General features: G+C 44.4%; 12 protein-coding genes. 2 read left to right on the top strand and 10 right to left on the bottom strand.

Annotated features, from left to right (window positions below; genetic code table 11):
- Positions 1 to 94: 94 nt before the first annotated feature.
- The gene (gene dnaE, locus EIP89_RS05360; protein WP_124397636.1) at positions 95 to 4,420 is read left to right on the top strand and encodes a DNA polymerase III subunit alpha; all 4,326 of its coding nucleotides are present in this window, start codon (positions 95 to 97) and stop codon (positions 4,418 to 4,420) included.
- A gap of 129 nt (positions 4,421 to 4,549) precedes the next feature.
- Here dnaE and acs read toward each other — a convergent pair whose 3' ends face one another.
- The 7 genes from acs to EIP89_RS05325 form a co-directional block, all read right to left on the bottom strand.
- The gene (gene acs, locus EIP89_RS05355; protein ID WP_124397635.1) at positions 4,550 to 6,469 is read right to left on the bottom strand and encodes an acetate--CoA ligase; all 1,920 of its coding nucleotides are present in this window, start codon (positions 6,467 to 6,469) and stop codon (positions 4,550 to 4,552) included.
- Positions 6,470 to 6,495: 26 nt separating this feature from the next.
- Positions 6,496 to 6,918 (bottom strand): response regulator transcription factor, encoded by a 423-nt coding sequence (locus EIP89_RS05350; protein ID WP_124397634.1) that lies wholly within the window; start codon positions 6,916 to 6,918, stop codon positions 6,496 to 6,498.
- Positions 6,911 to 9,628: a sensor histidine kinase gene (locus EIP89_RS05345; RefSeq protein WP_124397633.1), complete on the bottom strand. Its 2,718-nt coding sequence runs from the start codon at positions 9,626 to 9,628 to the stop codon at positions 6,911 to 6,913. Before EIP89_RS05345 ends, EIP89_RS05350 begins: the two co-directional genes overlap by 8 nt.
- A 257-nt stretch (positions 9,629 to 9,885) precedes the next feature.
- A complete protein-coding gene (locus EIP89_RS05340) occupies positions 9,886 to 11,574 on the bottom strand; it encodes a sodium:solute symporter family protein (protein ID WP_124397632.1) in 1,689 nt (562 codons plus the stop codon).
- Between the two features lie 18 nt (positions 11,575 to 11,592).
- Positions 11,593 to 11,853, bottom strand: a complete 261-nt coding sequence (locus EIP89_RS05335; RefSeq protein WP_124397631.1) for a DUF4212 domain-containing protein — start codon at positions 11,851 to 11,853, stop codon at positions 11,593 to 11,595.
- Positions 11,854 to 11,874: 21 nt separating this feature from the next.
- Positions 11,875 to 13,389: a porin gene (locus tag EIP89_RS05330; RefSeq protein ID WP_245966103.1), complete on the bottom strand. Its 1,515-nt coding sequence runs from the start codon at positions 13,387 to 13,389 to the stop codon at positions 11,875 to 11,877.
- Between the two features lie 99 nt (positions 13,390 to 13,488).
- The gene (locus EIP89_RS05325; protein ID WP_124397679.1) at positions 13,489 to 13,917 is read right to left on the bottom strand and encodes an IS1/IS1595 family N-terminal zinc-binding domain-containing protein; all 429 of its coding nucleotides are present in this window, start codon (positions 13,915 to 13,917) and stop codon (positions 13,489 to 13,491) included.
- Positions 13,918 to 14,117: 200 nt separating this feature from the next.
- On the opposite strand from EIP89_RS05325, the gene sucD reads away from it, so the two are divergent.
- A complete protein-coding gene (gene sucD / locus EIP89_RS05320) occupies positions 14,118 to 14,993 on the top strand; it encodes a succinate--CoA ligase subunit alpha (protein WP_124397630.1) in 876 nt (291 codons plus the stop codon).
- A 75-nt stretch (positions 14,994 to 15,068) separates the two neighbouring features.
- On the opposite strand, the gene EIP89_RS05315 is transcribed toward sucD, so the two are convergent.
- The 3 genes from EIP89_RS05315 to EIP89_RS05305 all read right to left on the bottom strand — a co-directional run bounded on the left by EIP89_RS05315 (position 15,069) and on the right by EIP89_RS05305 (position 19,054).
- The gene (locus tag EIP89_RS05315; RefSeq protein WP_124397629.1) at positions 15,069 to 15,524 is read right to left on the bottom strand and encodes an OsmC family protein; all 456 of its coding nucleotides are present in this window, start codon (positions 15,522 to 15,524) and stop codon (positions 15,069 to 15,071) included.
- 115 nt (positions 15,525 to 15,639) lie between these two features.
- Positions 15,640 to 17,580, bottom strand: coding sequence for a DNA topoisomerase (ATP-hydrolyzing) subunit B (gyrB, locus tag EIP89_RS05310; protein WP_124397628.1), 1,941 nt, complete (start codon positions 17,578 to 17,580; stop codon positions 15,640 to 15,642).
- A gap of 220 nt (positions 17,581 to 17,800) precedes the next feature.
- Entirely contained in the window at positions 17,801 to 19,054 is a 1,254-nt protein-coding gene (locus EIP89_RS05305) for an NAD(P)/FAD-dependent oxidoreductase (protein WP_124397627.1), read from the bottom strand.
- Between the last annotated feature and the right edge of the window lie 171 nt (positions 19,055 to 19,225).

Below are 19,225 nucleotides of genomic sequence, written 5' to 3'. Positions count from 1 at the left end.
TTGAAAAATCTTTACCTCGCTTCACGCGGGAAAGTCTTATATTAATCGATATAATTGATTTTCAATTTTATATATAAAAAATACTGACTTTCAGATGTTTCTCATTTTTGATACCGAAACCACAGGATTTCCTAAAAGATGGGACGCGCCAATTACGCAGCTCGACAATTGGCCGCGTGTAGTGCAGATAGCTTGGCAGCTTCATGACGAATGGGGCAATCTGCTGGAACACCAGGGCATAATTATCTATCCCGATGACTGGGAGGTGCCCTACGATGCGGAGCGCGTGCACGGCATTTCTACCGAATTAGCCCGAAGGGTAGGTAAGCCAGCCCTAGAAGTGTACCAAAAGTTTTTAGACGTTTTGGCAAAAGCAGATGTAATTGCCGGTCACAACCTTCAGTTTGACATCAACGTAATTGCCTCTGAGCTCTACCGATATGGGTTTAACTACGAGCTGCTCACCTCTAAAAAGCGCCTAGATACTTGCGATGAAGCAACGGCTCTACTCACTAAATTGCCCGGCGGCAAGGGGGGGAAGTTTAAATTTCCGAACCTTACAGAGCTGTACACCTACTTGTTTGGTGAAACCTTTGCAGAGGCACACAACGCTACAGCCGATGTAGAGGCTACGGCTCGCTGCTTCTTCGAGCTAATTCGACGTAAACACTATTCTGAGCTTCAGCTGAATAAGCCAAAGGGGTATTTAAATGAATTCTTAAAGTACAAGCCTCAACCCTTTGCACTTTGGGGCTTGACGCACCAGAGCCTGAAAAAGGCAAGTGCAGAGGTATCAACAGCACCTGTGGTAGTTGAGCCAGAAACTATAGCCACCGTGGATGCTGGAAAATTGGGAGGGTTTTTTCACCTCTTCAACAAGTCCCGGTTTTCCATTCTCTCATCGACCATTGAGGTGAGCGATCTGGTTCAAAAGGCAGCTGAGATGAATTTGCCCGCAGTAGGAATAGCCGACACGGGGAATATGATGGCAGCATTTCAGTTTATGTCAAAACTTAAAGAGATAAATACCAGCAGGCCTGATGATCAGAAAATAAAAGGCATCATCGGTTGTGAGCTCGAACTGGTGAACGACATAACTGCCAAAGCATACCACGAGCGAAACCCGCGTATTGTGCTCTATGCTAAGAACAAATCTGGCTATGCAAATCTTTCGAAGTTGGTGTCGATAGCCAACACAGAAGGCTTTTACTACAATCCCCGAATTGATAAGAAACACATCTCGCTATATAAAGAGCATCTGATTGCCTTGTCAGGGACACTACAAGGCGAAATACCTCAACTGATATTAAGCCAAGGAAAAAAAGCTGCTGAAGAGGCTTTGCTCTGGTGGAAGGAACAGTTTGGCGATGATTTTTACATACAGCTGAATCGCCATGGATTGGAGGAGGAGCAACACGTAAACCAAATAATGCTCGAATTGGCACGCGAGCACGGTGTAAAAGTGGTAGCCACTAACAACAATTTTTACTTGAACCCAGATGAGTTTGAACTGCTCGATGCCCTCATTTGTGTGCGCGATGGAAATCTGGTGTCAAACCCGATTGGCAAGGGGAGGGGTTTTCGCTTCGGCTACACGGTAAATTCCTATTATTTCCGTACACCCGATGAGATGGCAGAACTGTACGCTGACCTGCCTGAGGCACTTTACAACCTGGCTGAGATCGCCGAAAAAGTAGAGAATTACGACCTAAAGCGCGAGGTGCTTTTACCTAAATTTGAAATACCGGATGAATTCAAAGATCCGGAAGACGAAAAAGACGGTGGAAAGCGCGGGGAAAATCGCTACTTGCGCTACTTGACCTACCAAGGAGCTAAGAAGCGCTATCCAGTTTTGACCGACGAAATACGCGAGAGGCTCGACTTTGAGCTCGAAACTATTGAAAAGACCGGCTATCCTGGATACTTTTTGATCGTGAGTGACTTTTGTAGGGCAGCACGTGAGATGGGAGTAATTGTGGGGCCGGGTAGAGGTTCGGCAGCCGGTTCGGCAGTGGCGTATTGCATTGGCATTACCAATGTCGATCCCATTAAGTACAACTTGCTTTTTGAGCGCTTTCTCAATCCGGAACGCGTGAGCTTGCCCGATATCGATACGGACTTCGACGACGAAGGCCGAGAAAAAGTTATCAAATACGTAATGGATAAATATGGAGCCAATCAGGTGGCCCAAATTATAACTTATGGCACAATGGCGGCCAAGAGCTCTGTGCGCGACTGTGGTCGTGTGCTGGGACTTTCTCCCTCAGAGGTCAATGCGCTTTCGAAAAAAGTGCCTTCGTCGCTTTCCTTGAGTGAGCTCTTTAAAATCGACGAAAAAGACCTACGAGAGCGCTTGCGAAGCAACGAGCTGCCCGGCGCTTTGGAAATACGACAACTCTACAACTCTGATAAGCTCGAAGGCAAAGTGCTGCGCATGGCTGAGAAGCTCGAAGGTGCTCTTCGAAACACAGGTATTCATGCCTGTGGAGTCATCATTACACCTACCGATGTGCGAAATCTGGTGCCGGTAGCTCGCGCCAAAGATTCAGACATGTGGTGTACCCAGTTTGACAACAACATTGTGGAATCTGCCGGCCTGCTTAAGATGGACTTCCTTGGGCTGAAGACCCTAACCATCATTAAAGACGCATGTAGGATGATTAAAAAGCGCTTCGGCATCGACATCGATCCCGATCAAATTCCTCTCGACGACCCAATTACATATGAGCGTATTTTCCAAACGGGTGATACAATCGGGGTATTCCAGCTGGAATCGCCAGGTATGCAGAAGTATTTACGACAGTTACGACCTACTACCTTCGAAGATATAATCGCGATGGTAGCGCTTTATAGGCCCGGCCCGATGGAATACATCCCTGACTTTATCGACCGCAAGCATGGCCGAAAGCCTATCGAGTACGATCTGCCAGAAATGGAGGAGTATCTCCGTGAGACTTATGGTGTAACCGTGTATCAAGAGCAGGTGATGCTGCTTTCACAAAAATTAGCTGGCTTCACCAAGGGCGAGGCTGACGTCTTGCGCAAGGCAATGGGTAAAAAGCAGAAAGCCGTGCTCGACAAGATGAAGCCTAAGTTCATAGACCAGGCCTCAGCCAAGGGTTTTCCTATCGATAAATTGGAAAAAATCTGGACTGACTGGGAGGCTTTTGCCTCTTACGCGTTCAACAAATCGCATGCTACGTGTTATGCGGTGCTCGCAGTGCAAACTGCCTATCTGAAGGCACACTATCCGGCAGAGTTTATGGCTTCCACCATTACACATTATCAAAACGACGTTAAGACCATAAGCTTTTACATGGAAGACTGTCGCCGGCATAAAATTCCCATTCTCGGCCCGAGCGTGAACGAAAGTGATATGAACTTCTCAGTGAACGCCAACGGCGAAATACGCTTTGGACTCGCCGGAATGAAAGGTGTGGGCGAAGGTGCCGCGCAAAACATCATCGAAGAGCGCCAAAAAGGCGGGCCTTTTAAGTCCATTTTTGACTTTGTAGAAAGGGTAGATCAGCGCACCATTAACAAGAAGGTGATGGAATCGCTGGCATTAGGTGGGGCTTTCGACGATTTTTCGGAATGTCATAGAGCAACTTTCTTTGAGGGAGGAGACGGCAAGTCTTTCATCGAAACGCTTCTCAAGTACGGCCAATCCTTTAAAAATGCCATGGCGCAGGCGCAGATGTCGCTCTTTGGCGACCTGATGAGCGAGAGCATACAAAAGCCTGCAATACCTTCGGCAGAGCCATGGTCTACTTACTATGCCTTACAACGCGAAGCTGAAATCAATGGTCTGTATCTTTCAGGGCATCCCTTAGACGATTACAGAATTGAATTTCAAAGTTTTGCCAACACTACCACTGCAGCGCTGGCAGAGCTCGAAAATTTTGTAAACCAGGAAATACGAGTGCTTGGAATTGTGAATAATTACATTCTCGACGAAGACCGGAATGGCGAGCGTACCTGTCGTTTCGAACTCATGGATTACGAGGGTACCTATACGTTTAGATTGCGCAGTCAGGCATACAATAAATTTGGCCACTTTGTACAAAACGCTCAGGTAGTGCTGGTTACTGCACTTATAAAACCACCTTTTCAACGAAACGACGGTCAAGTCGGGCAACCTTACATCGATATTACCAACATCGAACCTGTAACTGAACTGAGCGCTAAGGCTCAGCGATTGAACATCTATGTCAATCCTGAAAGTCTTGAAGAAGATGTGATTGCGAGCGTGTACAAAACCCTTTCTAAAAATCCAGGAGACAAGGCCTTGCGCTTTATTATCGAAGATGATAATTCGGGGATTAGTGTTCATACCCTTTCTAAGATGAAAGTAAAAATCAATCGAGCTATCGTGTACGAGCTCTCTCAAATACCTGATTTGAAGGTATTTCTCAATTGAAATCAAAATTTAACTCTAGTACAGTTAAACAGACAGCTCGAAGATTTAAACGCTGTTTAAAAAGAGAAAAGGCCGCCACTATCGACGGCCTTATTTTTAATTATTTGATATTCATTCAGTAATAAAGATTTATTGACTTACTTTCACTGTCTTTGCTCCTTCGATTATTTCGTCGACAACTGCCGGATCGAGTAGGGTTGTGGTATCGCCCAAATTGCTGATGTCACCCTCGGCCACCTTGCGCAGGATGCGACGCATAATCTTGCCTGAGCGCGTTTTAGGCAAGCCTGATACAAATTGAATTTTGTCTGGACGGGCGATCTTGCCAATAGCCGCTACTACCGATTCGATGATTTCAGCTTCTACCAGGTCGGGATTTGTTACTGGCTCAGCTGTAACTACAAAGGCGTAGATGCCTTGGCCTTTGATTTCGTGTGGGTAGCCTACTACAGCTGATTCTACAACTTTTTTGCATAGGTTTATTGCATTTTCGATTTCAGCAGTACCAAATCGGTGTCCGCTTACATTAATCACATCGTCTACACGGCCGATGATGCGATAGAGGCCATTTTCATCGCGACGGGCACCATCGCCGGTAAAGTAATACCCTTTAAAAGCTGAGAAATAGGTCTGACGACAGCGCTCGTGGTCTCCGAAGGTAGTACGCAGCATACTTGGCCATGGGTGCTTGATGCAGAGGTAACCTTCTACGTCGTTTCCTTCGATTTCGCGTCCATCGGCATCGAGCAACACTGGCTGAATTCCGGGCAAGGGTTGTCCGGCATGGGCAGGTTTGAGTTTGGAAATGCCGGCAAGAGCCGATATCATGATGCCGCCGGTTTCTGTCTGCCACCAGGTATCAATTACAGGGCAGCGCTCCTTGCCCACGTGAATATGGTACCAGTTCCAGGCTTCTTCGTTGATGGGTTCTCCTACAGAGCCGAGCACGCGCAAGGAGTCGAGCGAGTAGGAAAGTACGTGATCGAGCCCTGCTGCCATCAGCGATCGAATAGCTGTGGGGGCAGTGTAAAAGATGTTAACGCCGTATTTGTCAATGACTTGCCAAAAGCGACCTGCATCGGGGTAGGTGGGTACACCTTCAAACATTAAGGTAGTTGCACCGTTGAGCAGTGGGCCATAGATGAGGTATGTGTGCCCTGTAATCCAACCTACATCAGCTGTGCACCAGAAAACGTCTGACTCTTCGTACTGAAAGGCGTTCAGAAAGGTATAACCTGCATACACCATGTATCCGCCTACTGTGTGAACCACACCCTTGGGCTTGCCAGTAGAGCCTGAGGTGTAGAGGATAAAGAGCATGTCTTCAGAATCCATAGGTTCGGGAGGACATTCTTTGCCAACATGCTGTAGTTCTTCGTGAAGCCACACATCGCGACCTTCCACCATATTTACAGCCCAGCCAAGGCGTTCGGTTACAATTACACGTTTCACGGTGTCGCATCCCATAGCGATTGCTTCGTCCACTACACGTTTTACTGGTATTTGCTTGGCACCGCGGTTAAGCCCGTCGCTGGTGAGAACGGCCACTGCTCCGGCATCTTTAATTCTATCGGCTAGTGAAACTGCTGAGAAGCCAGCAAATACAACCGAATGCACAGCACCAATGCGCGCACAAGCCAGTACAGCGATAGCCAGCTCAGGAATCATGGGCATGTAAATTGCCACGCGGTCTCCTTTCTTTATTCCGTTGCGCTTTAGCACATTGGCATATTGATTTACACGTTCATACAGTTCGCGATACGTAAGACGCACAAATTTTTCCTTTGGGTCATTCGGTTCCCAAATAAGGGCGAGTTTGTTGCCGCGCTTTTTCAAATGGCGGTCTAGGCAGTTGTACGTGATGTTTGTTTTGCCTCCAATAAACCACTTGACCGAAGGCGTGTAAAATTCCCATTCGAGGGTTTTATGCCAGGGTTCAAACCAGTGGTATTCTTTTGCAATTTGATCCCAGAAGCCTTCAGGGTCTTCTACGCTACGGCGGTAGGTTACTTCATACTGTTCGGGCGATGATATTCGAAAGTTCATCATGGTGTTGGGGGTTTTTGGGGTTATACTTAAAGTTTTTTGTTAGTATCTTGATCTTCAGTTTGTTTATGTTGAATGGCGTCGGCGAGTAGCTTGATTTTTTCCATTAAATGTTTGTTTGAGAAGGGCTTGGTGATGTAAAAATCAGCTCCCATTGCCAATCCGCGCTCAACGTCTTCTTGCTTGCTTTTAGCAGATAAGAAAATGATGCGTACATCAGAGGTGTCAGGTTGTGCTTTGATGCGACGGCATACCTCGAAACCATCTACATCGGGCATCATAATGTCGAGAACTGCGATATGTGGATGTTCAGAAGCAGCTATATCAAGGGCTTCTTGGCCGTTGCGTGCAATAAAGAGTTGATAACCAGCCTTTCGAATCAGAAAGTCAAGTGACATTATGATGGCTGGTTCGTCGTCAACTATCAGTATTTTAATGTCAGAATTAGTCATGATGCTGATAATGAATAGGTAAAGTAATGCAAAACCGAGCACCGGAAAGTTGGTCTGAATCTTCTACCCAAATGCGTCCGCGATGCAGCTGAATGATCTTTTTACTGATGGCTAATCCTAGACCTGAGCCTTTAGGCTTCCGTATGGTCTGGTTTGGAGCTTGATAAAATTTTTCAAAAATAACTTGGCGAAGCTCTGGCTTTACGCCCGGTCCGTTGTCTGAAATATTGATTTTAATCTGATTGTCAATTACATAACCAGATATTAAAATCTCACCTTTTTCAGGTGAACAGTATTTGATAGCATTGCTGAGCAAATTCAGGATTACTTGAGTGATTCGGTCGCGGTCGCCCCATATTTCGGGCAGACGTGCTAAATCAGTGCGCACAACGATATTTTTCTGATTGAAAATTTCTTCTAAACTGTGTATACATTCTTGAATTACCTCACTAATATTAAATTTATCGATTTCCAGCTTGTGTTTTCCGCTTTCAAAGTTTTCGAGGTCTAATACTTGTGCGATGAGGCGGCTCATTCGGTCTGTTTCGCGACTTATGGTTACCAGATACTGTTGTCTTACGTCATCAGGCAAATCTTGATTATCGCATAATATTTCTACCAGCGATTTTATAGCAGTAAGGGGTGTGCGCAGTTCGTGCGTAACGGTGTATAGAAATTCGTCTTTGCGTTCGTCTTGTTCCCGCAGGCGTTTATTGGCTTTTTGCAGTTCGGTAGTGGCATTTTGCAGTTGTTCGGAGGCTCGTCTTAGTTCTTTATTCAGTCTGATGAGTTCTTGTGATTCTTTTAAAATTTCTACCACTTCATCGAGGGTAATTTTTTCTTCTCTTGCGATGGAGCTGATAAGCAGTCGCGCTGAACTGCTTCCGATTACCGCTGCAAGTGATTTCTCCGCATAATTCACAAGTCGAGCATCGGCTGGTGAATCATCGATCATAGAAATATCGTTGTATCTGTACACAAACTGACGGATAATTGCATCCGTTTGATGCTTGCCTAAAAAGCGCTCCAGCAGCTGCCTTACGTCGCGCACCTTTACAGAGCCTTTCCATACAACCGACTGCTCTACAGCAGAACCGTATTTAAAAATCTGTGTAAAAATTTCTGCTTGATTAACCTCTGATAAATCGGGTTTATATCGCAGAGAAAGCACTACGAAGAGACCCACATTCAGCAACATACTCCAGAAAAATGCAATGCCTATGGGGGAAACATCAGACATTCCCATAAACTGTAAAGGCGATAGAAAGCTTAAACCCATTGAAGCCAAAGCAGCTTCAAATGCTTTAATACCCTCTGGCGAAACGAAGGAGGGCAACAGAAGGATGTAAAACCATATAAAAAAGCCGGCAATTAAACCACCTATGGCACCTCGCTTATTGGCTTGTTTCCAGTACATGCCTCCAATGGCACTTACTGCAAACTGAGATACTGCAGCAAAGGAGATTAGTCCAATGGATACCAGAGAGTATTTACCTGATAAAAATCGATAGTACAAAAAGGCCAAAGCGAGGATGGCCATGATTGAGATACGGCGGGTATAGATGGGTATACGATTTTCGGCAGGAAAGAGTTGCTTTAACCTTTCATGACGGATAAAGGCGGGAATTAAAATGTTGTTGCTCAGCATACGGCTTAGAGCAACCGTACTTACGATGATCATACCTGTAGCTGCCGAAAAACCGCCGATAAACGTAAAAAGAGCTAATCCGGGCATATCAAATTTTAAAGGCAGGGCCAATATGTACAGTTCAGAATTTTGATCGGGTAACCATTTGTTGCCCGCGGCAGCTATGGGCACTACAAAAAGATTGATGAGCAAAAGGTAAAGAGGAAAAAGCCATGCGGCTTTATGTAACTGGCCCTCATTGTCGTTTTCCACAATGCCCATTTCAAACTGGCGCGGCAGCATCAAAAAAGCCAATGCTGAAAACACCATCATGGCAAACCAGCTGAAATATTCGGTTGAAAGCTCTGCATTTGCTTTCGAAAAATAGCGTTCTATATCGCTAAGCTGACCGTCGATTCCCGGTTCGAAGGCATAAAACGTCACAACCAGACCTACAAGTAAGAAGGCTAAGAGCTTAATAAGCGATTCAAATGCGATGGTAACAACAAGACCGGCATTCTTCTCTGATGTAGCAATGCGACGGGTGGCGAAAAGGACAGTAAACAGCCCGAGCAATGCGGTTAGATACAAGGCCGGATCGCGGAATAGTGGCAATGGATTCGTATGGGTAGGGGTATCAAAAGCCGTTATGGCTTGGTAGCCCAAAGAAATAGCCCGAATCTGTAAAGCAATGTAGGGCACTATGCCGAGTACGGTAAGGAGGGCCACAAGATTTCCTGTAGCTATTCCCTTGCCGTAGCGTGTTGTAATAAAATCAGATACAGTATTGATTTTTAGTGATTTGCTTATTCTCAGCATCTTTTTGTACACCACAGGCATCGTTACAGCTATTATTGTTGGGCCGAGGTAAATGGTCAAAAAATCTAAATTGCCACTTGCAGCACGGCCAACGGAACCGAAGTATGTCCACCCGGTGCAATACACGGCTAAGCTTAACGAATAAATGTATGGACTGGAGGAGAGCAAGACTGCAAGTGTCTTTCGACGATCAATGAATGCAGCTATGCCAAAGAGCAAGCTTAAGTAAAGGGCCATGCTGACTATGACAATAGCTGTATTCATGGACTCGCTATTATTCCGAGGTTTTTGATTTAGTCAATTTTATTGTCAGAAAAACGATTACAACCCAACTACCGAAAAAGTACAACATTTTCTTCCATACTTCCTCGATATTCATCGCTGAAGTTACTAATGGGTAATTCCAAAGCAGAAATCCGCCTATGGCTAAAAGGATTAAGTAAAAATTACGTTCTGAACGGTCCATATTAAAAAGGTATTTAGAAAAAATGGGAAGCACAAGCTTGTGCTTCCCGAATTATTTAGTGAGCATGAGCTTCACCAGCACCTTTGGGAATTCGAATATCTTCTACCAGCTCTTGAATGTGTAGCGGTGGAGCAGGTGTAAACTTGCTGACCACAAAAGCCACCAAAAAGTTCATTACCATACCGAGAGTGCCTATACCTTCGGGAGAGATGCCAAACAACCAGTTGTCAGGTGTATTTGCTTCAGGATTGATGAATTTAAAATAAACGATGTAAGAGAGCGTAAACACCAAACCCGAGATCATTCCTGCAATTGCTCCTTCTTTGTTCATGCGCTTAGAGAAGATGCCCATTATGATGACCGGGAAGAAGGAAGACGCAGCAAGACCAAAGGCAAAGGCTACTACCTGAGCCACAAAACCTGGAGGATTGATGCCAAAATATCCGGCAATTACCACAGCAAAGACGGAAGCAATACGAGCTGAGAGCAACTCCTTCTTTTCGCTGATCTTTGGAGCGATGGCATTCTTGAGAAGGTCGCGACTAAAGGCAGTAGAAATCACCAGAAGCAAGCCGGCGGCAGTACTTAAGGCTGCAGCAAGACCTCCAGCGGCTACCAGACCAACTACCCAGTTTGGTAGACGGGCAATTTCAGGATTGGCTAGCACCATAATGTCCTTATCGATGGTGAGCTCGTTGGACGAGGGGTCTTTGCGATACTGCACTTTGCCATCGCCATTCTTATCTTCATATTTAATCAGGCCAGTTTTTCCCCAGTTGCCCACCCAAGCTGGAAGCTGATCGACTGGCTTATCGTTGATGTTGTTGATCATATTATACATGCCAAAAGCACCAATGGCTGGAGCTGTGGTGTACAAAATAGCTATGAATACCAAGGCATATCCGGCAGACTTGCGTGCATCGCGCACTTTGGGCACGGTGAAAAAGCGCACAATCACGTGCGGCAAACCGGCAGTACCTACCATGAGAGCAGCAGTGATGAAAAGCACATCGATCATGGGTTTGCTGCCGTCGGTATAGGCATTAAATCCCAATTCGGTGAGCAGTCCATCGAGCTTGTCGAGCAGATAGGTGCCGTCTGAAAGCGTGCTGCCGAATCCCAGCTGCGGAAGCACGTTGCCCGTCAGTTGAAGACTTATAAATATTGCCGGCACCATGTAGGCGAAGATTAAAACGCAGTACTGTGCCACCTGTGTGTACGTGATGCCCTTCATACCACCGAGCACAGCGTAGAAGAGCACAATCACCATACCTATGATTACGCCGGTATTGATATCTACCTCCAAAAATCGGCTAAATACAATGCCGACACCTCGCATTTGGCCAGCCACATAGGTAAAGGAAATAAATATGGCTGCCACCACTGCCACCAGGCGTGCAGTTTGTGAGTAGTAACGATCACCCACAAAGTCGGGTACTGTGAATTTTCCAAATTTGCGTAAGTAAGGAGCAAGTAGTAGTGCCAACAATACGTAACCTCCTGTCCAGCCCATCAGATACACCGAGCCGTCGTATCCCATGAAGCTGATCATCCCGGCCATTGAGATGAAGCTGGCTGCACTCATCCAGTCAGCAGCGGTAGCCATTCCATTGGCTAAGGGAGAAACACCGCCTCCGGCTACGTAAAATTCTTTGGTAGATCCGGCCCTCGACCAAATGGCTATACCGATGTAGAGGGCAAAAGTGATTCCTACGATGATGTAGGTCCAGGTTAAAATATCCATGGCTTTAATGTTTTAGGGTTAGTCTTCGTTTACTTCGTACTTTTTGTCTAGTTCATTCATTTTGCGCACATACAAGAAGATGAGCACAATAAAGGTGTAGATCGATCCTTGCTGTGCAAACCAGAATCCAAGTTTAAAGCCACCGATCCGCACGGCATTAAGTGCATCTGCGAAGACGATGCTCAGCAGGTATGACACTGTAAACCAAATGACAAGCAGAATGGAAAGGTAACTGATGTTCTCTTTCCAGTACTTTTCGAGTGTTGCGTTCTTTTTCATGTGTTTTGGGTTTTTGAAGGGTTACAGAAAAACTTGAGTTTGAAGGATGAATTCGCTTTTAAAGCCCTCTTGACGATTGCCGTTACCATCAGGAATGTGGGGTCTTGCAGAATATTGCAACGTGATTTTCGCATGATGACCAGCAATGAAATAGTTTAGGCCAAGGTCAATAGAATGTACTGGATTGCCAATGCGCTGCAAGTTGTGTAAAGTGTAAGCTCCAAACAGTTGAAGTCTATCCACACTGGCTTTAGTATTTGGGTAGTGGTTTAAGATAGGTTGCCCATTGGAATCAAATGAATGCTTTTGCTTTTTTGACAAAATGTTTTTTGGCAGCAAGTATCCAACTTGGGTATACCAAATCTGACCCGTTCCTACAAGTGGACGGGTGTTGCCAAATCCATTGATGCTCACGGGCCCGGTGTAGTTTGGATCTTTTAAAACAGAGGCTTCATTCATTATACCCACAGTTCGGTAATAATTGGGTCCCCAGTTGTGATTGTACAGCACCGAATAGAGCGTGATGGCCTGATTGGAGGCACCCCCAAAAGGCATGTCAAGAAATACATCTACACCTGCTACGTTAGCTGTATTGCTCTGCTCTACGGTGTCTTCGCCTCTTAGTATGTAGTGTTTCGTAGCATTGGGCATTGTTTGAAAGCCGGCACCTACATTAAAAACTTTTTTCGTTCCAACATATGTACCCACAGTGAAGGGCAATACGTTTGATTCTTTATCAAGAAATTGCCACATCAAATAGCCTGACTTAATCCAGCTGTTTGATCCAGAGTTGTTTTCTACAGCTCTATCGAGAATAGGTGTACCGTTAGTCGCGCGCGGCAGTTCTAATGTAGTAGCAAAGGGTTTAGATATATGAATGCGGTAATCAAGGCGATCAAACACTTTGCCCTTAGCATAGGCACCGAAATAGCGAGCAAATTGATCAGCAAATTCAATGGTAAACCAATTGAAGATCGGAGCATCTACGGCCATGAAGTTTAAAGTACTGGCGCTGGTCATACGCGATACCCCGTGCCAGTAATGCAATCCTGTTCCTATGTACAAGGAGTTTTTGTTGGCTTTTTTGGTTGTAGGATTTTCAGTGGGTATTACAGCATATTCATTCCATACATCGTGGAAGAAGATACCCGGTTTTTTGCCGCTGGTATATGTACCACCGTTACCAGTCATACCTCCCATCGGAGCACCACCGTTTATAAAAGTTTGGTTGTTGATGCCGAAGTGCGTCAAAATGAGAAAGCGGTGATTTATTTGAGCATAAGCAAGCATACGAGCCCTACGAATACCCAGGTCGTAATGCCATGTAGTAGGTTGGCCATTCACCATTGAGCCCGGATTCAGTTCCATAGCACGGGTCCAGATCTGATTCCAAATGATAAAGCGCACATACTTCGAACCGCTTTGATCGATGTTGATTTTGAGTCCCGATCCGTACTCTTCTGAGCCCTGGCCGTAGGCCGCTTGGCTCAGAATCATGCTAAAAAAGATGATTTTGAGGGGTTTGTGTGCTTTCATGTGTTTTGGGTGTTAGGGGTTTTGTGTTTTCTATGGCTAAAGTACCCCTGGCGAATTCTTAAACTACATTTAACATATATAAAATGTAAATAATATACATCAATCTCTGAAGCGATCCCATTTTATTACCATAAACTTATCCCCAACTTCTGTAATGATTAAGCCATGCCCTTTAATGCTCTCCTTCTCTGCAATAAAATCTTTAAGCTCTGCGTGACTTAAAATTTTATATGAAGGGTGATAACGTATGTCTTCAAGCTTTTTTACCCCATACTTTTTGACCCAATTCATAACTGTAACATGACTAACCCCAAGTAAGCGCTCGATTTCTCGATAGCTCAATCCTTCCAGATAGAGTTGCAATCCTTTGATGATGTAATAGTCATCGATTGTTTTACCCATTTTAGCCACTGTGTAGTAATACCCACACGATTTGCATTTATATCGCTGTCTTTCAGATACTACTCCAGCTTTTACCACTTGAGTTGACTGGCATCTCGGACAGGGTGATTGTATTTTTGACACCATTTATATATATTTTTTTTGCATAAATATATAAATTTAGCAAAAAAATCAAAAGGAAAGTTAATTGATTTTTTTAAAACATTGATAATCAATCTTTAGGGTATTTAAGGAATTGTTTTCTTACAATTTACAAATACGGAATCTTAATCCACCTTATTTCATTTCTACATTTGTTGCCACTTAATCATTCCTATTCTGTCGAAATGAGTGTATTGGTCAATAAACATTCGCGAGTAATCGTTCAAGGTTTTACCGGTAAAGAAGGTACTTTTCACGCCTCTCAAATGATTGAATACGGCACTCAAGTAGTTGGTGGTGTCACTCCGGGAAAAGGCGGTACAAAGCACCTCGATCGCCCCGTATTCAACACCGTAGAGCAGGCAGTAAGAGAAACCGGAGCCGATGTGTCCATCATTTTTGTGCCACCCGCTTTTGCCGCCGATTCCATTATGGAGGCCGCTGAAGCTGGCATCAAAGTGATAGTAGCCATTACTGAAGGCATTCCGGTAAAGGATATGGTAGTAGCTAAGAATTACATCAAAAGCCGTGATTGCGTGTTGATCGGACCGAATTGTCCGGGCGTTATCACTGCAGAGGAGGCCAAAGTGGGAATCATGCCGGGCTTTGTGTTTAAAAAAGGCACAATCGGTATTGTTTCAAAATCAGGAACTCTTACTTACGAAGCTGCTGATCAAATTGTAAAGGCCGGATTGGGAATTACCACAGCTATAGGTATTGGCGGTGATCCAATAATCGGAACACCTACCCGCGAAGCTGTTAAAATGCTGATGGCCGACCCAGAAACTGAAGGCATAGTAATGATCGGCGAAATCGGTGGCAATTACGAAGCACTCGCAGCTGAGTGGATAAAAGAAAACGGCACTAAGCCTGTTGTAGGCTTCATAGCCGGCGAAACAGCACCTAAAGGCCGTACCATGGGACATGCCGGGGCTATCGTAGGAGGCAAAGACGATACTGCCCAGGCTAAAAAGGCCATCATGCGCGAATGTGGTATTCACGTAGTTGACTCACCAGCCGAAATCGGCAAGCGTATGGCCGAAGTACTAAAAGGATTGTAATATAGAGACTAAAAAATAAAAAAACCGCGTCCATGGATGCGGTTTTTTTTATTTTCATTGCTTCTGATTAAAAAATCAAAGGAGTTTAGACGGGTTATCTGATTGTACTTCCTTAGTGTGCATATGGATATCAATTTCGAGCTGAGCAAATTGTCTAAACATATGCATCACACCGCAATACTTTTCTTCTGAAAGTTTCACACATCGAGTGAGTTTTTCTACATCCAAATTTGCTCCAATAAAGTGGTATTGAACTTCTACTTTTCTGTAGAATTTTGGGTGTTCTGTAGTGAGCTCTCCTATGACACAAATTTTGAAAGCGTCGACCTCAAGCCTCATTTTTTTCATGAGCATCACCACATCAATGGCTGTACAACCGGCCAGAGACGCGAGCATGAGGGGTTTGGGGCGTAATCCTTTTGAAGAAAAGGTATCTAAAGATTCTGTTTGAACGAGAAGAGTGTTGCCATCAGGCAAATGAATATCAAAAGTCTCTTCACCTCTCCAGAAAAGTTCTACTTTGTGATGCATTTTATGGGAATTTTAGAAAGTAAAAGTAGATGAACCCAATGGTGTGAAATTATAATTTTTATCACAAAAAAACCCGGACGAAAGTCCGGGTTCAACAATCAAAGTAAAATACATTTTAAGCATCTATTTTGGCGTATCGAGCATTCTTTTCGATGAATTCTCTGCGCGGGGGCACATCGTCGCCCATCAGCATCGAGAAGATTCGATCAGCTTCTGCTGCATTTTCAATGGTTACTTGTTTTAGTGTACGTTGTTCAGGGTTCATGGTTGTTTCCCACAGTTGTTCTGCATTCATTTCACCGAGACCCTTGTAACGCTGAATGGTCACGCTGCCCTCTTTATCGCCCCCTAATTCGCGAACGAGTTGGTCGCGCTGAGCCTCATTCCAGGCATAGGCTTGTTTATTGCCTTTTTTCACCAAATAGAGTGGGGGAGAGGCAATGTAGAGATGTCCGCGTTCGATAAGTTCCTTCATATAGCGGAAGAAGAACGTCATAATCAAAGTTGAGATGTGGCTGCCATCCACATCGGCATCGCACATGATAATGATTTTATGATAGCGCAGTTTGCTTAGGTTCAGCGCTTTAGAGTCTTCTTCAGTGCCAATAGAAACGCCAAGAGCAGTAAAAATATTTCTAATTTCTTCGTTTTCAAATACTTTATGACTCATAGCCTTTTCCACATTGAGGATTTTACCTCTCAGCGGCATAATGGCTTGAAAGCGACGATCTCTACCTTGCTTGGCCGTTCCGCCCGCCGAGTCACCCTCTACGAGGAAGAGTTCGCATTTTGCTGGATCTGTCTCTGAGCAGTCGCTGAGTTTACCGGGCAGACCTGTTCCGGTCAGTACATTTTTGCGCTGAACCATTTCGCGCGCTTTTCGGGCGGCAATTCGAGCCTTAGCAGCCAGCACCACTTTGTTTACGATCATTTTCGCTTCATTGGGGTGCTCTTCCAGATAGTTGGTGAGCATTTCTCCCACTAATTGATCTACTGCGCCGGCTACTTCGTTGTTGCCCAGTTTGGTTTTCGTCTGTCCTTCGAACTGGGGCTCCATTACTTTTACCGAAATCACGGCGGTGAGTCCTTCACGGAAGTCGTCACCGGTAATTTCCACCTTTTCTTTAGCAGTGATTCCTGAGTCGTCGGCATATTTCTTCAAGGTACGCGTCAGAGCCCTTCTGAATCCGGCCAGGTGAGTACCTCCCTCATGGGTATTGATGTTGTTTACATACGAAAAAATGTTTTCAGAAAAGGAAGTATTGTATGTCATGGCCACTTCCACGGGTATTCCGGCTCTTTCGCCTTCCATGTAAATTGGTTCGGGAATTAATTTTTCCCGAGAGGCATCGATAAAAGCTACAAATTCTCTAAGACCTCCTTCGGAATAAAACGTTTCGGAGAGCACATTGCCATTTTCATCGAGTTCACGCTCGTCGGTAAGGGTTATACGAATGCCTTTGTTAAGAAAAGCCAATTCGCGCAAGCGCGCTTGAAGGATGCTGTATTGATATACTGTATCGTGAAAGATGGTATCGTCCGGTTTGAAGGTGACAATGGTACCTCTATAGGTTGATTCTCCGATTTCTTTTACGTCGTATAAGGGAATACCTCTGGAATACTCTTGTTGATATACTTTTCCACCTCTGTGTACCTCAGCCTTTAAATGTGTTGAGAGCGCATTTACGCAAGACACCCCAACGCCGTGTAAACCACCGGAAACCTTATAAGATTCTTTGTCAAATTTACCTCCGGCATGCAGTACAGTCATAACTACTTCGAGTGCAGAGCGACCCTCCTTAGGGTGTATATCTACCGGAATTCCCCTACCATCGTCTTTTACTGTGATTGAGTTATCTTCGTGAATAGTGACTTCTATGTTTTTGCAATAACCAGCCAGCGCTTCATCGATCGAATTATCTACAACTTCATAAACGAGATGGTGTAAACCTTTGGTGCCAATATCGCCGATGTACATGGCCGGTCTTTTGCGTACCGCCTCAAGTCCTTCCAATATTTGAATACTGGCGGCTCCGTAATCTTTTACTTCACTCATTTTCAGTTATCTGAATTTCTTTTTTAGATTAAGCAATACTCGCAAATATAAGTTTTACAGGGCAAAAGAGTATGTGAATTATGGGAATATGCCCCCGTTTTTACCAACAAATTAACTAACATCTTTTGTCTTTATTTCCGTGTGGAACAAAAAAAGAAAAACCCGAATCGAGCGCTTTCGATGCCGCGATTCGGGTCCGAAAGAATTATTAATTACTGAATTATGCAGTACCCTTTAAAATCTTATTCCAGTAGAGCCATGGCAATATGTGTTTTTTGAGCATCCACATGCTCCATCGCTCTTTTGACTGATCAAATGGGAAGGTCTCAATGGGTTGGTTTTCGTAATTGAATTCAGCTAATACGAGTTTGCCATAGCCTGTTACAAGCGGACAAGAACCGTAGCCATTGTATTTGCTTTCGGCTTTCTTTTTGTCCATAAAAGCAAGTATGTTCTCAACCATCACTGGCACTTGCTTGCGAATAGCTGCACCGGTCTTGGCATTTGGCGTATTAGCGGCATCTCCACAGCTGAATACATTGGGATATTTGTTGTGCTGTAAGGTGTACTTGTCCACATCTACCCAACCAAGGAAATCTTTAGAAAATTGACCAGGTATACAAGGTGTATCAGCTGGCCAAGCTGTATCGGGAATGGCAAATGGGCTGCGCTTAATGAAATCGGGTGCACTCTGGGGTGGAGTTACGTGAATCATGTCAAAAGGCTGTTCAACAGTGATGGTTTTGCCTTCGGCATCTACGCCCTGGAAGATGGCTATCTTTTCATCTCCCTTGATCTCCACTAAGTTGTGTTTAAAATGTAAGTTAATGTTATAGCGCTTTACAACTTCCAAAAGGGTTTTAGCGTATTTCTCTACCCCGAAGATTACACCGCCTCCTGAATAGAAGTGAACGTTGGTTTTGGAGAGAATTCCCTTCTTTCTAAAGTGATCAGAGGCAAGGTACATAATTTTTTGAGGAGCTCCACCACACTTAATTGGAGTGTTTGGATTAGTAAAAATAGCATTACCTCCTTTGAAATTTTTGATGGTTTCCCATGTGTAGGGTGCATACTGAGGCATGTAGTTGGTGGTTACACCATTTTTACCCAAGGCCTCTTTCGCACCTTTAATCTTGTGCCAGTCGAGCTGAATACCAGGAGCGAGTATCAGTACATCGTAAGTATACTCAGCACCAGAGGTGCACTTTACTAAGTTGTTGTTGGGGTCAAACGAATCTGCTGCATCTTTGATCCAAGTGGCCCCTTTAGGCATGCAATCTTTTTGGTCTCTGATGGTATCCTTCATATTGTAGGCACCACCGCCTACCAAAGTCCATGCCGGCTGGTAGTAATGTTTGTCAGATGGCTCGATAATTCCTATCTTCAAGCCAGATCTCTTTCTCAATAACTGGGCTGCTGCCGAAATTCCAGCATTTCCGCCTCCTACAACAAGAATCTGATAATGTGTGCTCATTTTAGTTAATTTTTGTCAAAAATATGTTTTAAGTCTTAATGATTTGTGATATTAATCACATAAAAGTTGCGTTTGTAAAAAATCAGTTTAATAAAATTATATTTTAAATATTAATGGGATAAATTAAATTTAAACTTTTAAAAATCAATTTACTAAATATTTTTATTTTGT

This window comes from Thermaurantimonas aggregans (assembly GCF_003851885.1).
In the GTDB taxonomy this organism is placed as follows: domain Bacteria; phylum Bacteroidota; class Bacteroidia; order Flavobacteriales; family Schleiferiaceae; genus Thermaurantimonas; species Thermaurantimonas aggregans.
This window is presented reverse-complemented; position numbering and strand designations above follow the sequence as displayed.

Coding starts and splice junctions, on each gene's coding strand:
- EIP89_RS05345 (WP_124397633.1), bottom strand. CDS start 9,628: ATGAATACAGCTATTGTCATAGTCAGCATGGCCCTTTACTTAAGCTTG.
- EIP89_RS05335 (WP_124397631.1), bottom strand. CDS start 11,853: ATGAAAAAGAACGCAACACTCGAAAAGTACTGGAAAGAGAACATCAGT.
- EIP89_RS05340 (WP_124397632.1), bottom strand. CDS start 11,574: ATGGATATTTTAACCTGGACCTACATCATCGTAGGAATCACTTTTGCC.
- acs (WP_124397635.1), bottom strand. CDS start 6,469: ATGATGAACTTTCGAATATCATCGCCCGAACAGTATGAAGTAACCTAC.
- EIP89_RS05330 (WP_245966103.1), bottom strand. CDS start 13,389: ATGAAAGCACACAAACCCCTCAAAATCATCTTTTTTAGCATGATTCTG.
- EIP89_RS05350 (WP_124397634.1), bottom strand. CDS start 6,918: ATGACTAATTCTGACATTAAAATACTGATAGTTGACGACGAACCAGCC.
- EIP89_RS05325 (WP_124397679.1), bottom strand. CDS start 13,917: ATGGTGTCAAAAATACAATCACCCTGTCCGAGATGCCAGTCAACTCAA.
- sucD (WP_124397630.1), top strand. CDS start 14,118: ATGAGTGTATTGGTCAATAAACATTCGCGAGTAATCGTTCAAGGTTTT.
- EIP89_RS05305 (WP_124397627.1), bottom strand. CDS start 19,054: ATGAGCACACATTATCAGATTCTTGTTGTAGGAGGCGGAAATGCTGGA.
- gyrB (WP_124397628.1), bottom strand. CDS start 17,580: ATGAGTGAAGTAAAAGATTACGGAGCCGCCAGTATTCAAATATTGGAA.
- EIP89_RS05315 (WP_124397629.1), bottom strand. CDS start 15,524: ATGCATCACAAAGTAGAACTTTTCTGGAGAGGTGAAGAGACTTTTGAT.
- dnaE (WP_124397636.1), top strand. CDS start 95: ATGTTTCTCATTTTTGATACCGAAACCACAGGATTTCCTAAAAGATGG.